This window comes from Streptomyces roseolus (assembly GCF_014649855.1).
Taxonomy (GTDB): domain Bacteria; phylum Actinomycetota; class Actinomycetes; order Streptomycetales; family Streptomycetaceae; genus Streptomyces; species Streptomyces roseolus.
In genome coordinates this window covers 316,144-329,055 of sequence record NZ_BMTV01000003.1, presented here as the reverse complement: position 1 = coordinate 329,055, position 12,912 = coordinate 316,144, and the positions used below count along the sequence as shown (strand labels likewise).

11 protein-coding genes and 1 pseudogene are annotated in these 12,912 nt (G+C 69.6%); 6 read left to right on the top strand and 6 right to left on the bottom strand.

The window, feature by feature from the left end; all coding sequences use genetic code 11:
• Positions 1-428 precede the first annotated feature (428 nt).
• Positions 429-998 (top strand): SMI1/KNR4 family protein, encoded by a 570-nt coding sequence (locus IE245_RS05300; RefSeq protein ID WP_189945533.1) that lies wholly within the window; start codon positions 429-431, stop codon positions 996-998.
• 66 nt (positions 999-1,064) lie between these two features.
• Here the strand turns inward: IE245_RS05300 and IE245_RS05295 are convergent.
• A pseudogene (locus IE245_RS05295) lies at positions 1,065-1,676 on the bottom strand (transposase family protein).
• Positions 1,677-1,818: 142 nt separating this feature from the next.
• Positions 1,819-2,286, bottom strand: coding sequence for a DUF3592 domain-containing protein (locus IE245_RS05290; RefSeq protein ID WP_189945532.1), 468 nt, complete (start codon positions 2,284-2,286; stop codon positions 1,819-1,821).
• A gap of 303 nt (positions 2,287-2,589) precedes the next feature.
• Between IE245_RS05290 and IE245_RS05285 the strand changes: the two genes are divergently transcribed.
• Positions 2,590-3,003, top strand: coding sequence for a four-helix bundle copper-binding protein (locus IE245_RS05285; protein WP_229851078.1), 414 nt, complete (start codon positions 2,590-2,592; stop codon positions 3,001-3,003).
• A gap of 28 nt (positions 3,004-3,031) precedes the next feature.
• Here IE245_RS05285 and IE245_RS05280 read toward each other — a convergent pair whose 3' ends face one another.
• The 4 genes from IE245_RS05280 to IE245_RS05265 form a co-directional block, all read right to left on the bottom strand.
• Entirely contained in the window at positions 3,032-3,520 is a 489-nt protein-coding gene (locus IE245_RS05280; protein ID WP_189945531.1) for a nitroreductase family deazaflavin-dependent oxidoreductase, read from the bottom strand.
• A gap of 119 nt (positions 3,521-3,639) precedes the next feature.
• Positions 3,640-3,990 carry a hypothetical protein gene (locus IE245_RS05275; protein WP_189945530.1) on the bottom strand — a complete coding sequence of 117 codons (351 nt, stop codon included), beginning with the start codon at positions 3,988-3,990 and terminating at the stop codon, positions 3,640-3,642.
• 251 nt (positions 3,991-4,241) lie between these two features.
• Positions 4,242-4,769, bottom strand: coding sequence for a MarR family winged helix-turn-helix transcriptional regulator (locus tag IE245_RS05270; RefSeq protein ID WP_189945529.1), 528 nt, complete (start codon positions 4,767-4,769; stop codon positions 4,242-4,244).
• A gap of 9 nt (positions 4,770-4,778) precedes the next feature.
• Entirely contained in the window at positions 4,779-5,828 is a 1,050-nt protein-coding gene (locus IE245_RS05265) for a PP2C family protein-serine/threonine phosphatase (RefSeq protein WP_189945587.1), read from the bottom strand.
• Positions 5,829-6,519: 691 nt separating this feature from the next.
• On the opposite strand from IE245_RS05265, the gene IE245_RS05260 reads away from it, so the two are divergent.
• The 4 genes from IE245_RS05260 to IE245_RS05245 all read left to right on the top strand — a co-directional run bounded on the left by IE245_RS05260 (position 6,520) and on the right by IE245_RS05245 (position 12,841).
• On the top strand, positions 6,520-8,022 hold the full coding sequence (locus tag IE245_RS05260; protein WP_189945528.1) for an aldehyde dehydrogenase family protein: 1,503 nt from the start codon (positions 6,520-6,522) through the stop codon (positions 8,020-8,022).
• A gap of 72 nt (positions 8,023-8,094) precedes the next feature.
• A complete protein-coding gene (locus tag IE245_RS05255) occupies positions 8,095-9,633 on the top strand; it encodes a GMC family oxidoreductase (protein WP_189945527.1) in 1,539 nt (512 codons plus the stop codon).
• Positions 9,633-10,856, top strand: coding sequence for a quaternary amine ABC transporter ATP-binding protein (locus IE245_RS05250; protein ID WP_189945526.1), 1,224 nt, complete (start codon positions 9,633-9,635; stop codon positions 10,854-10,856). The genes IE245_RS05255 and IE245_RS05250 overlap by 1 nt, the downstream gene beginning before the upstream one ends.
• Complete coding sequence (locus IE245_RS05245) at positions 10,853-12,841, top strand: ABC transporter permease subunit (protein ID WP_189945525.1); 1,989 nt, start codon at positions 10,853-10,855, stop codon at positions 12,839-12,841. The genes IE245_RS05250 and IE245_RS05245 overlap by 4 nt, the downstream gene beginning before the upstream one ends.
• The last annotated feature ends 71 nt before the right edge of the window (positions 12,842-12,912 follow it).

The window sequence follows — 12,912 nt, the reverse complement described above, 5'->3', positions numbered from 1 at the left end:
CCGGACCTGTGGCGCCGTCAGATGTGCGTCGCACGGCTGGTTTACGTCCCGCGGCGCATGGACGCCCGCGTGGGGGACCACGCTGCCGAAAGGAGCGCCTACCGCTGGTCGTGGTCGCGTGAAGGCGTGGTGGTGTCAGTGAGCGTTTTCAGCTTCGCCACTTCAGGGTGATGCCATGGTTCTCGCTTGAGCCCCGGAAGCTACTTGGCTGGGCTCACCGGGCGCGGTGGGTTGTCTGTGAGAAGTCGCGGGCGGTCACTTCGCTGCGGGACAGCCCTTAGCTCCGCGCTTCGGGGCGGAGGACGATCGCAGGGAAAATAGAACATATGCTCGAAGTATTATCCTTGCAAGGTTCTCCGGCCGGTACTTCCCGACCTCCGCAGTGGCGTAGTCGGACGGAGGCATCCTTGGAGAGAGGACAGAGGGCGATGAGTGTGGCTGAGAGTTGGTCACGTGTGATGAGCCTTCTTCGGGAGCACGCGCCGGCCGATCACGCGGATCTACCCGGGCCCGCCACGGAGCAGATGCTCGCGGCAGCCGAAGAACGGATGGGGATCTCCCTGCATGGGGACCTGCGGACCTGGCTGCTGCAGAACAATCTGGATCTGCCGGAGGAAGACTTCGACGACGAAGTGCAATGTTGCGGTTTCGACGGGTTCCCCGACGAGGGGAGCTTCTTTCTGGGCATCCGGGCGATGGAGAGGCTCTACGCGAACCGCTCCACGTCCTGCGGATTCGACCCTCCGGACCAGCCGGACTACCCGTTCTGGCGGAACGAGTGGATCCCGTTCCTGTCGGACCAGGACGGCTGGAGTGGAAAGTTCGTCGATCTGCGGGACGGGCGCGTCGGCAGCTGGTTCGTGGGTGACCCTACGGTCACGGGCGAGTACGAATCGATGGCCCAGTATTTCGACTCTGTGGCGGAGACGCTGACGAGGATCGCCGGTGGAAGCTCCCGGGTCAGTCGGTTCTCCGAAGGTCGGCTTGTCTGGTCGTGAGACGGTTTCCGACTGGATGACGGCCGTTGCCCATCCGTCCTTTCTCTGGAACGGCCATGAGGTTCATCAGCGTTGGCGTTCCAGGGTGAGGACGGCTGCGGCGATGACGGTCATGCGGTTGGGGCTGCAGCGGGCCCGGCGGAAGATCTGCCAGGACTTCAGCCTTGCGATGCTTCGTTCGACCGGTGCCCGTGCCGCTGACAGGGCCCGGTTGATCGTTCGCTGGGTCGTGGTGAGGTCCTGGCCGGGAAGCCGGCCCATGGGTGTGGTCACCCATGGGCCGGCGCCGATGTAGGCGCGGTCGGCGAGGACGGGGACGCCCTGGCGTTCGCAGATCCGGATGATGCGGTGGGTGCGGGCCGCGGTCAGGTCGTGGGTGCGGCCGGGCAGCGCGGGAGGGATCTACAGCAGGTCGCCCGCGGGATTGGCCACGACCTGCACGTTCACTCCGTGACGACGGTGCTTCTGGGAGAAGTCGGCCCGGCTGTCGCCGACGGATATACCGAAGCCGGCGGTGATCTGCGCGATGTCGTGCCGGCGAAGGTAGACCAGGCCCACGAGAGCACGCTGGTGGGGCGGGAGCTTGCAGCGGCGGTCACCCTCACGGGTGACGATGAGCATGGATACCCACTCGACCAGAGCATGAGACAGGTCGAGTGCGGCAGGATAGAGAACCAATGAGGCTCCTGCGCTGATGAGTTGAGACGTCGAACACCTCTCTCAACGGCGCAGGAGCCTCGTGCGTTGCGAGACGCCGGCCCGTCACCCGATCAGTGGCCACTCTGAAAGAGCTCAGTGATCGGCATGTGGGGCGGGCACGTCATCCAACGGCGCTGGACGCCGCGCGCCGCCGCCGTGCTCGGGCCACCGTCTTCATGACCGGCAGAAGCAGGAACAACACGGCGCCCGCGCCGGTCGAGGCCGCCAGCAAGGTCGCCCCACCGCCCTCCACGTCGGCCGCGGCCGCGACTGTCTGCGGATCGTCCGCCCGGTACCGGACGGTGAGGTGCGCGCCCACGGGGTACTTGCTGCCACCACTGCCTGGGGGCAGGGCCGCCACGACGGTGCGGTCCTGCACCTCGAAGGCGACCTTGCACCGTCCCAGCGCGCACGTGCCGCGGGTATGCATGGTGGCGTCGGCGCGCACACCGTCGCGGAGCGAGCGCTGATGCTGGGCCTGGGGAATCAGTACCAGGGCCGACAGTGCACCCAGGAGTAGCGCGAGCCCCAGCCACACGAAGACTTCCGTACGGTGCCCGGCGCCTGCGCGTACCGTCTCGTCCACCATGTTCCCTACCCTCGTATGCCCTGCTCACGTACGGGGCAACAGTAGGCGGGGCTCCGCGGCGGAGCCACGGGCCGCTGACGGCATCCCTGAGCCGGCCCGGTTGCCGGACATCGGCAGGATGAGTGGCCCGAGCAACCCCATTGCCACACTCGTCCGTACAGGCAGCACCTCAAGCCCATCAGGCACTTCGCCAAGGTTCACCCTGACAAACCGAAGTCAGTAAGGAGGGGAATTTCGTCCATGACTGGTTGAGCGGCGCCTGGGCAGAAGCGTGTGAAAGGGTCAGGCGAAGAAGGTGATCTCATGGAGACCCGGACGTCGTCGATGATCGGCCGTCATCCCGCGGTGGCGGTCTCGGGTGAGGCCAGGGAGCGGCTGGCGATCTGTGCCGATTCGTGCCTCGTCTGCATGCAGACCTGCACGACATGCGCGGATGCCTGTCTGGCGGAGGAGAACGTAAAGGGTTTGGTCGACTGCGTGCGGCTCAATCTCGACTGCGCGGACGCCTGTCGCGCCACGGCGTCCGTGCTCATGCGCGCGATCGGCGGAGACGCCCGGGTCGCCCGGGCCCTCTTGAGGGCCTGCTTCGACCTCTGCGCGGCATGCGCCGACATGTGTGCGGGGCACGCTGACGAGTACGCTCACTGTCTGATCTGCGCCGAAGCGTGCCGGGACTGTCAGCACGCCTGCAAGGATCTGCTGGACGCCTTGCTCTGACCGCGGATGGCTGTCGTCGCAGGGGCGCTCAGACCGATTCGTCGGACTGCAACCGCACGAAGGGGATCTGTTCGCCCGCGGTCCGGAAGTCGGTCACGCTTCCATCGGTGGGGAATCCCGTGTAGCGGCAGAGCGCACCCGCGGCCCGGGGGCGCCTGCGGGCGTATTCGGTCATGATTCGTCCGCCCTCCTCCGAGGTGGGGAACTGGGCCGTCACGACGTGGTAGCCGCGACCGAACTGGATTGTCGCCTGAGGGGTGCGACGTAGGTTGCGGTACCAGTGCGCGTCCGGCCCGAATCCGGACGCCACGGTCCATGTGCCCCGGTGGCGGTCGCGGGTCACCACCTCCAGGACCACCTCGTGTGACAGGCCTGACTGCCGCCCGGTGTGGATCAGCAGGAGCAGCCGCCCTCCGAACAGGGGGCCGAGGCCGGCCCGGAAGAAATGGATCGGCAGCCGCGCAAGGTGCCGCCTCCATCCGGCGGGAGGGCGAGGGCGCTGGGGAGAGGTGTGCATGTGGTGCCCTCCTGTGACAGCTGGGCGAGGCGCGACTCGGATGCGGTTCGGTAACGTCCGAGGGCAAGGTATTTCATGAAGCAATTAAACTATTGCATAGTCTCAGTGTGGGGCCGGGATCACGACTGAACGCAAGGCTTCTCGGTGCCGCACAGTACGAAGGCAGCCCTCCGTGGTGGCTGGTGACCGAGGGCTTGGTCGTCGCTGCCGTAGGTGCCCTGCTTGTCAGCGGGGCGGGCGTCGGCGCCGTTCTCGCCGGAGTGACCTCCTCGCGGGCGGAGGCGGCGGTCCTGCTGGCCGTGGCCGCTGTTGTGCTGTACCTGCTGTTCGTCCGGGCGGGGCACCTGCTGGTCGCCGTGCTCGTGGCTCTCGGTTTCCTTCTCGCTCCGGCTGTTTCGGGGCTTGCCGTCGACGCGGTTCTGGCGGGCGCGGGCCGGACCCGGGACGTGGTGGTGACCGCGGTCGCTCACGAGCCGCTCGATCGTCCTGCCTATCGGTGCTCCGTCCGGCTTCAGAACGGCTCTCCGGTACGGCACGAGCTCTGGCGCGGATGTGGACCCGAGGTGGTGCCGGGTGATCTGATCGGCATGGTCTACGACCCCGGGGACAGGGTCGCTCCGCGCGGGATCGAAGGACGGGCCCCGGTGCTGCGGCGACTGGCCGGGACCGCCGTTCTGCTGCTCGGCTTCGCCGCCGTCTCCTTCGTTGCCGTGGTGCGGTCCTACCGGGTCTCGTCCGAGGGGTCGGACCAGCCCAGGGGGAGTGGGTCGACATCTCCCGCCCCGTAGGGCGGTTCCTGACCGGCTGAGTTGAAGGCGGTGAGTGCGTCGACGAGGGCGTTGCGCTGGGAGGGGTCGAGCCGGCGCAGGATGCCTGTGATCTCGTCCCTGCGCCGTGTGGTCACGTGCCGGACGACGCGATCGCCCTCGGAGGTCAGGCTCTGCACGGTCTCGCGCCGGTTCTCGGGGTTGGTTCGGCGGCTCACCAGTCCGGCCGCGATCAGCCGGTCCACCATCCGCATGGCGGTGGACGGCTGGACCCCGAGATGCTCCGCCAGCGCCACCAGCTTCGACGGCCCGTGCGTGGACAGCACCACGAGCATTCGGAACTGGGGCAGGGTGATGCTCTCTTCGACCGTTGCGAGCGATCGCGCCGACACGGCCACCAGGAGTCGTGACGCCGTCACGACAGCGCGCGTCACGGCCTCGATGTCGTCCACCGCCGGCTCGGTTCCCTCGTGCTCCTGCATACGACCTTTCTACCGTGTGCCACGCTGACGTTCGTCAGGACCTCCCAGCGTGTGACGCGGGCGGTAGCGCAGCAGCAGCATGGCGGCGTCGTCCCCCAGAGGCCCCCCGGTGTGCTTGACGATGTCTCCGTGGAGCCCCTGCAGGGCGAGTTCGGGGCTGTCGGCGTCCAGCAGGCCGAGCCGGTCCACCAGCGGGTAGAACGCTCCGTGCCGGTCACGGGCTTCGATGACCCCGTCCGTATACAGCAGCAGCTGGTCGCCAGGAGCGAATTCCACCGTCAGCGGTTCAGGGCTCTCCACCCCGCCCAGCCCCAGCCCCAGTCCCAGCGGGGGCGCGGGCGTGCCGGGCTCCAGGGACCGGACCGTGCCGGCGGAGTCGATCAGCAGGGGCGCGGGGTGACCGTAGTTGAGCAGGGCCATGGCCCGGTCCGGCCGCAACTCCGCGATCACCGCGGTGACGAACCGCTCGTCCTGCAGGGTCCGGTCCATCGCCCGCTCCAGCCGGGCGCTCACACCCGTCAGGTCCGGCTCGTCATGGGCCGCTTCGCGAAAGGCCCCCAGCACGTCCGCCGCCGTTTCCACCGCGTCCAGCCCCTTGCCCTGCACGTCGCCGACGATCACCCGGACCCCGCCCGCGAAGGTCACCACCTCGTACAGGTCCCCTCCGATCCGAGCCTCCGCGACGGCCGCGGTGTACGAGACGGCGACGAGCAGCTCGCCGGCCTGGCGTGGGACAGGGCGCAGCAGAACCCGCTGAGCGACCTCCGCGATGGAGCGCACGCTGGCCAGTTCTGCCTCTCTGCGACGACGCATCACCGCGGCACCCAAACCCGCCGCGGTGACGCCGGCGACCGAGATGAGAGCCGTCGTGCCGCGCCGTCCGGGGAGCAGTCCGTCGTACCAGCCCAGGGCAAGGCAGAGGAACAGAGCCAGGACCCCGACCAGAGCGGTACGAGACGGTCCACCGGCGAGTCCAGCGAAGGCGGGCCCCAACGCCACCAGCGGCAGCAGACCGACCGTGGGTCCGGCAGCGACGTCCGCCACCAGAGTGACCGCCATGACGACGTAGGGGAGGAGCGACAGAACCCGGGTTCCGGCCGGCTGATGGTTGGACAAGGCGTTTCCCCCGCAATGTGCTGTGGCGCTCGTAGCGATGTTTAGCCTATGCAACGCTCCTGTGAGTGGGGGCGGCATCCCGTGGTGGTTACCAAATCGATGGGTAGGTGGCCGGGGTCTGTCCGCTGACCGGCGTCGGCGGTGCAACCTCCGTCGGTGCGAATGCGACGACGCGGCTCGCCTCGTAGTGCCGAAACGGGCGCGGGGGCGGCACGGTACTCCCGGAACCGGCCTCGCCTTCGCCTTGATGCTCGCGAGAGTTGTCCATGTGCCGCCCGGCCAAACCTACGGATGGTCGTCAATGGCATAACGTTCCGATTGCGAACATGGCATCCTGCAAAGATGTTATATTTCCGTTACCAGAAGGCTTTTTGGCTTACTTTTCTCCCATTTGCTCAAACATCTTGTTGACCTTGTCACTTCACGGGGTGCGACGGCGGTCGGGGCAATAACACTCCGTCATGTTCGACGCAAGACTTTCGGTTCATGCGGTTTCGCTTTCTGGTGGGTAACTTCGGCCCGGCCGCCTTCCCCTGCGAAAGCCCTCTGGTCGGAGAGCGGGGCGCGGCGGGAACCGGCCCGCGGGGGCACCGGGACGGCGGAGTGGATCTGCCCGAACAAGAAAGCCTGACTGTTGTTGACACGAACGACCATTCACACGGACGGCACTTGGCGCGACGCGCTGAGCGGTGAGACGCGGGACGTCCTCGACCCGGCGGACGGCCGGCCCTTCGCCGTGGTCGCCGAAGGTGCAGCGGCCGATGCCGACGCTGCCGTCACCGCGGCGCGCACCGCCTTCGACTCCGGTGCCTGGCCGCGTACTTCGGTGACCGAGCGGGCCGCGCTGCTGCGCCGGGTCGCCGCACTGCTGGTGCGTGACCGTGAGGAAATCGCTCTGCTGGAGAGCCGTGACGCCGGCAAGACCCTCGAAGAGGGGCGCGTCGACGTCGATTGCGTCGCGGACGCCTTCCGGTACTTCGCCGATCTGGTCCTGGCCGAGGGCGCGGGCCGCGTCGTCGACGCCGGTAGTGACACCGTGCACAGCGTCGTCGTTCATGAGCCGGTGGGGGTGTGCGCGATGATCACGCCCTGGAACTACCCCCTGCTCCAGGCGAGCTGGAAGATCGCTCCGGCCCTGGCGGCCGGAAACACTTTCGTGATCAAACCGAGCGAGATCACCCCGCTCAGCACCGTGGCACTCATCGCCCTGCTCGCGGAGGCCGGACTTCCGAACGGGGTCGCCAACCTGGTGACCGGTCCCGGCCATACGGTCGGCGCCCGCCTCGCCGAGCACCCCGACACCGACCTCGTCTCCTTCACCGGCGGCCTCGCCAGCGGCGTGAAGGTGGCGCAGGCCGCGGCATCCGGCGTGAAGAAGGTGGCACTGGAACTCGGTGGCAAGAACCCGAACGTCGTGTTCGCCGACGCCTGCGACACCGCCGACGGCTTCGACACCGCGGTCGACCAAGCCCTGAACGCCGCGTTCATGCACAGCGGCCAGGTCTGTTCGGCCGGCTCCCGGCTGATCATCGAGGAGTCGGTACGGGAGCGGTTCGTGGCCGAACTGAGCCGCCGGGCCGCCCGTATCAGGCTCGGCAGGGGGACCGAGAAGGACGTCGAGTGCGGTCCGCTGGTCTCGCGGGCGCAGCTGGAGCGCACCGAGGAGTACGTCGCTTCCGCGCTCGCCGAGGGAGCCGTGCTCCGCAGTGGCGGACGCCGCCCCGAGCCCTCCGCCGCCAGGCCCGCCGGCGGCTACTTCTATCAGCCCACGGTCCTCGACCGCTGTCACCGACGCATGCGCGTGATCCGCGAGGAGATCTTCGGCCCCGTCCTGACGGTGGAGACCTTCCGCACCGAGGAGGAGGCGGTGGCGCTCGCCAACGACACCGAGTACGGGCTCGCGGGTGCCGTCTGGACCACGGACGCGGCCCGGGCCCGCAGGGTGGCCGGCCGGCTGCGCCACGGCACCGTGTGGATCAACGACTTCCACCCGTACCTTCCCCAGGCCGAGTGGGGCGGCTTCGGCAAGTCGGGGGTCGGACGCGAACTGGGCCCGTCGGGACTGGCCGAGTACCGCGAAGCCAAGCACGTCTACCAGAACCTGGCGCCCCGGCCCGTGCGGTGGTTCTCCGGCTGACACCTGGTGGCGCCCGCCGGCGCCGCTCCCGTCGCCCGCACCGTGCTCAAAGCCTCTTGGAGTGAACTCAGCATGCCCGAAAACACCTACGACTACGTCATAGTCGGCGGAGGCACCGCCGGCTCGGTGATCGCCTCCCGGCTCACGGAAGACCCCGGGATCAGCGTCGCCGTCATCGAGGGCGGCCCCTCCGACGTCGACCGCCCCGACGTCCTCACCCTGCGCCGCTGGATGGGCCTGCTCGGCGGCGAACTGGACTACGACTACCCCACCACCGAACAACCCCGCGGCAATTCCCACATCCGCCACAGCCGGGCCCGCGTCCTCGGCGGCTGCTCCTCGCACAACACGCTGATCGCTTTCAAGCCGCTGCCGTCCGACTGGGACGAGTGGGCCGGACTCGGCGCCGCCGGCTGGGACGCCACGTCGATGGCCCCGTACTTCGACAGGCTCCTCAACAACATCGTCCCGGTGGACGAGAAGGACCGCAACGCCATCGCCCGCGACTTCGTCGACGCCGCGCAGGACGCCCTCGACGTGCCCCGGATCGAGGGATTCAACCGAAAGCCCTTCCACGAGGGCGTCGGCTTCTTCGACCTGGCATACCACCCGGAGGACAACAAGCGCTCCTCCGCCTCCGTCGCCTACCTGCACCCCTTCCTCGACAGGCCCAACCTTCACCTGCTCCTCGAGACCTGGGCGTACCGGCTGGAGTTCGACGGCACCCGTGCCGCCGGCGTCCGGGCACGCGCCGAGAACGGCGAGGACCTCGTCCTGCGGGCCTCCCGCGAAGTGATCGTCTGCGCCGGAGCGGTGGACACCCCGCGCCTGCTCCTCCACTCCGGCATCGGGCCGCGCGAACAGCTGGCGGAGCTCGGCATCGACGTCCGCCACGACCTTCCGGGCGTCGGCGAGAACCTGCTCGACCACCCCGAGTCGGTGATCGTCTGGGAGACTCACGGGCCGATCCCGGAGAACTCCGCGATGGACAGCGACGCCGGGCTCTTCGTACGCCGCGATCCGAAGTCCGCCGGACCCGACCTGATGTTCCACTTCTACCAGATCCCGTTCACCGACAACCCCGAGCGGCTCGGCTACGAACGGCCCGCGCACGGCGTATCGATGACGCCGAACATCCCCAAGCCCCGCAGCCGCGGCCGGTTGTACCTGACCAGTGCCGACCCCGAGGTCAAGCCGGCCCTGGACTTCCGCTACTTCACCGACGAGGAGGACCACGACGCCCGCACCCTCGTCGACGGCATCAGGATCGCGCGGAAGATCGCGGCGACCGAGCCGCTGGCGTCCTGGCTCGCCCGCGAGGTCTGCCCCGGCCCCGAGATCACCGGCGACGAGGAACTGAGCGAGTACGCCCGCAAGGTCGCCCACACCGTGTACCACCCGGCCGGCACCTGCCGGATCGGCGCCGAGGACGACGGCCTGGCAGTGGTGACCCCCGACCTGACCGTCCGCGGGCTGGAGGGCATACGGATCGCCGACGCCTCCGTCTTCCCGACCATTCCCGCCGTCAACCCGATGATCGCCGTCCTGATGGTGGGGGAGAAGTGCGCCGACCTCCTCGTCTCGGACGCCACCTCGCAGGAGGCCTCCTGATGGACGGTCACGATTCCGTCTTCTCGGTACGCGGCCTGTGGAAGGTCTTCGGCCCCAAGGCCGCCCGCGTGCCCGGCGACCCCCGCCTCACCGCCCTGACGACCGCCGAGATCCGCGAACGGACCGGCTGCACCGTCGCCGTCCGGGACGTCTCCTTCGACGTCCGCCGCGGCGAGGTGTTCGTCGTCATGGGCCTGTCCGGCTCAGGCAAGTCCACCCTGGTGCGCTGCCTGACCCGGCTCATCGAGCCCACGGCCGGCGAACTCGCCATGGACGGCGAGGACGTCCTCGCCATGGACCCGGCCCGGCTGCGCGAGCTGCGCAGGCACCGTGCCGCGATGGTCTTCCAGCACTTCGGCCTGCTGCCGCACCGCACCGTCCTGGACAACGTCGCGTACGGCCTGGAGATCCAGGGCGTGGCGAAGGGCGAGCGGCGGGCGAGGGCCCGCGAGGTCATCGCCAAGGTCGGCCTCGCGGGCCTGGAGGACCGCCGGCCGAACCAGCTCTCCGGTGGCCAGCAGCAGCGGGTGGGCCTGGCCCGAGCGCTCGCGGCCGACCCCGAAGTCTTGCTGTTCGACGAGCCGTTCAGCGCCCTCGACCCGCTGATCCGCCGTGACATGCAGGAGGAGGTGGCCCGGCTCCATCAGGAGGAGGGCCGCACGATGGTCTTCATCACTCACGACCTCGCGGAGGCCCTCAAGCTCGGCGACCGGATCGCACTCATGAGGGACGGCGCCATCGTGCAGCTCGGCACACCCGAGGAGATCGTCACCCGCCCCGCCGACGACTACGTCCGCGACTTCGTGCGCGACGTACCGCGTGAGCAGATCGTCCCGGTGTCCCGGGCGATGCGCCCGGCCATCGGCGACGAGGCGGACCGGGGCACGGTGCTCGCCCCGGACGCCACGGTCGCGGAGGGCGTCGCCGCGGTCGCCCGGGACGGCGTCCCTGCCCGGATCGAGGCGGACGGCGTCCTCCTCGGCGTCGTGGACCACACGCGGCTGCTGGCCGTAGTGGCGGGGCTGGCGCCGGACGAGGCGAACTACGCGGACCCGGACGCCGGTACGGGCGCCCTCGCGATCCCGGGCATGCGCGAGGACGGCGTCGACACGGACGCGGGCCCGGGCGCCGACGCAGACGCACCGAAGGGCAAGGCCGCCACCACTCCCATGGACGCACCCGCCACGGGCCAGGGCACGGACACGGACCCGGTGACCGCATGAGCACGGTCACCACCTCGCGCCCGATCGTCGACGGCGAACGCCCCCCGGGGCACACCGACGCGCCCGGCCGCCGTCGTACCCGGCGCCTGGTCCGGCCCTCCACACCGATGGTGCTGCTGGCCCTGGCCCTGCTCCTGCCCACCGCCGCGCTGCTCGGCGGCGGCGGCTGGCCGCAGGCACTGCGGGTCGACCTCGTACCGGCCCTCGACTCCTTCGCCGACTGGGTGGTCGACAACCGCGAGACCCACCCCGTCTTCCTCTACTTCCTGCTCCACCTGTCCAACGCGGCCACCGACTCGGTCGCGTGGGTCCACGACCTGCTCACCGCGGCCGGCTGGGCAGGCGTCCTCACCGCCGCCACGGCACTCGCCTGGTACGCGGGCGGCGCGGGCCGCCGGGGCGCCGGCCCCGCCCTCATAGCCCTCGGCTCACTGGCCGGGTGCGGGTTCCTCGGCCTGTGGGAACAGGCGACAGAGACGTTGGCCCTGATGCTGGTGTCCGTCGTCGTCGCCGTCGTGCTCGGTCTGCTGCTCGGCCTGGCCGGCGGGCTCTCCGACACCGCCCAGCGGATCCTGCGCCCGGTCCTCGACACCATGCAGGTGCTGCCGTCCTTCGCCTACCTGCTCCCGCTCGTCCTCATCTTCGGCATCGGCACTCCGTCGGCACTCATCACCACGGTCATCTACGCCATGCCCCCGATGGTCCGGATGACCACGCTGGGTCTGCGCGGCGCGGACCCGGCCGTCCTGGAGGCATCCCGCTCCCTGGGGTCGACCTCGTGGCAGCGACTGTGGACGGCACGACTGCCCATGGCCCGGCCGCAGCTCCTCCTCGGCCTGAACCAGACCATCATGATGGCCCTGTCCATGGTCGTCATCGCCTCCGTGGTCGGCGCCGGCGGCCTCGGCGAGAGCGTCTACCAGGCCCTGAAGACACGCGACTTCGGCCAGGGCCTCACCGCCGGTCTGGCCATCGTGCTCATCGCCGTCTGGCTCGACCGGACGACGGCCGCGGCCGGTGCCAGAGGCGGCGTCCCGGTCGGCCGACGGGGAACCGGGCTCGTCCTCGTGGCGGCCGGCGGCGGTCTGCTCGCCGGCTCCAGCGCCGGCGGAGAGTGGCCCGAAGCGGTCACGGTGGACATCGCCGCACCGCTGAACACCGTCGTCGACTGGCTGGTCGGCAACCTGTACCAGGACGTCCCTGTGCTCGGCGGCACCTCCGTGTGGGCGGGCAACTTCACCAGCTGGGTACTGAACCCGCTCAACAACGGGCTTCAGGCGCTGCCATGGTGGTCCCTGCTGCTCCTCGCCGCCGCCGTGGCCCTGCTCGTCGGCACCTGGCGGGGCGCGTCGACCGCCGTACTCGCCCTGAGCTGCATCGGCGTGCTCGGCATCTGGGACAAGGCGCTGTACACCCTGTCGCAGGTCCTGGTCGCCGTCGCGCTCACCCTCCTCCTGGGCTTCGCCATCGGCATTCTCGCGGCCCGCGTCCGAACGGTCGAACGGCTGCTCCGTCCGGTGTTCGACGCCATGCAGACGCTGCCGCAGTTCATCTACCTCATCCCGGTCGTCCAGCTGTTCAACGCCGGCCGGGTCGCCGCGATCACCGCGGCGGCCGTGTACGCCCTGCCCGCCGTCGTACGGGTCACCACCCAGGGCCTGAAGCAGGTCAGCCCGGCCGCCCTGGAAGTGTCCCGCTCCCTGGGCGCCACCACCTGGCAGCAGATCCGCGACGTGCAGTGGCCACTGGCCCGCCCGGCGCTCCTCGTCGCCGCGAACCAGGGTGTCGTCCTCGTCCTGGCCGTCGTCGTCATCGGCGGTCTGGTCGGTGGTGGGGCACTCGGCTTCGACGTGGTCAAGGGCCTGACCGCGGGCGAGCTCGGTACCGGCCTGATCGCCGGCGCGGGCATCGTCTGCCTGGGCCTGGCCCTCGACAAGCTCACCCAGCCGGCCGGCCGACCCGCCCTCACGCACCACTCGCACTGACAGTCCGGTATCTCCCTTCACCCGAAAGGCAGTTCACCATGCCCATCACGGTCCGTCTCGGTCACGCTCCC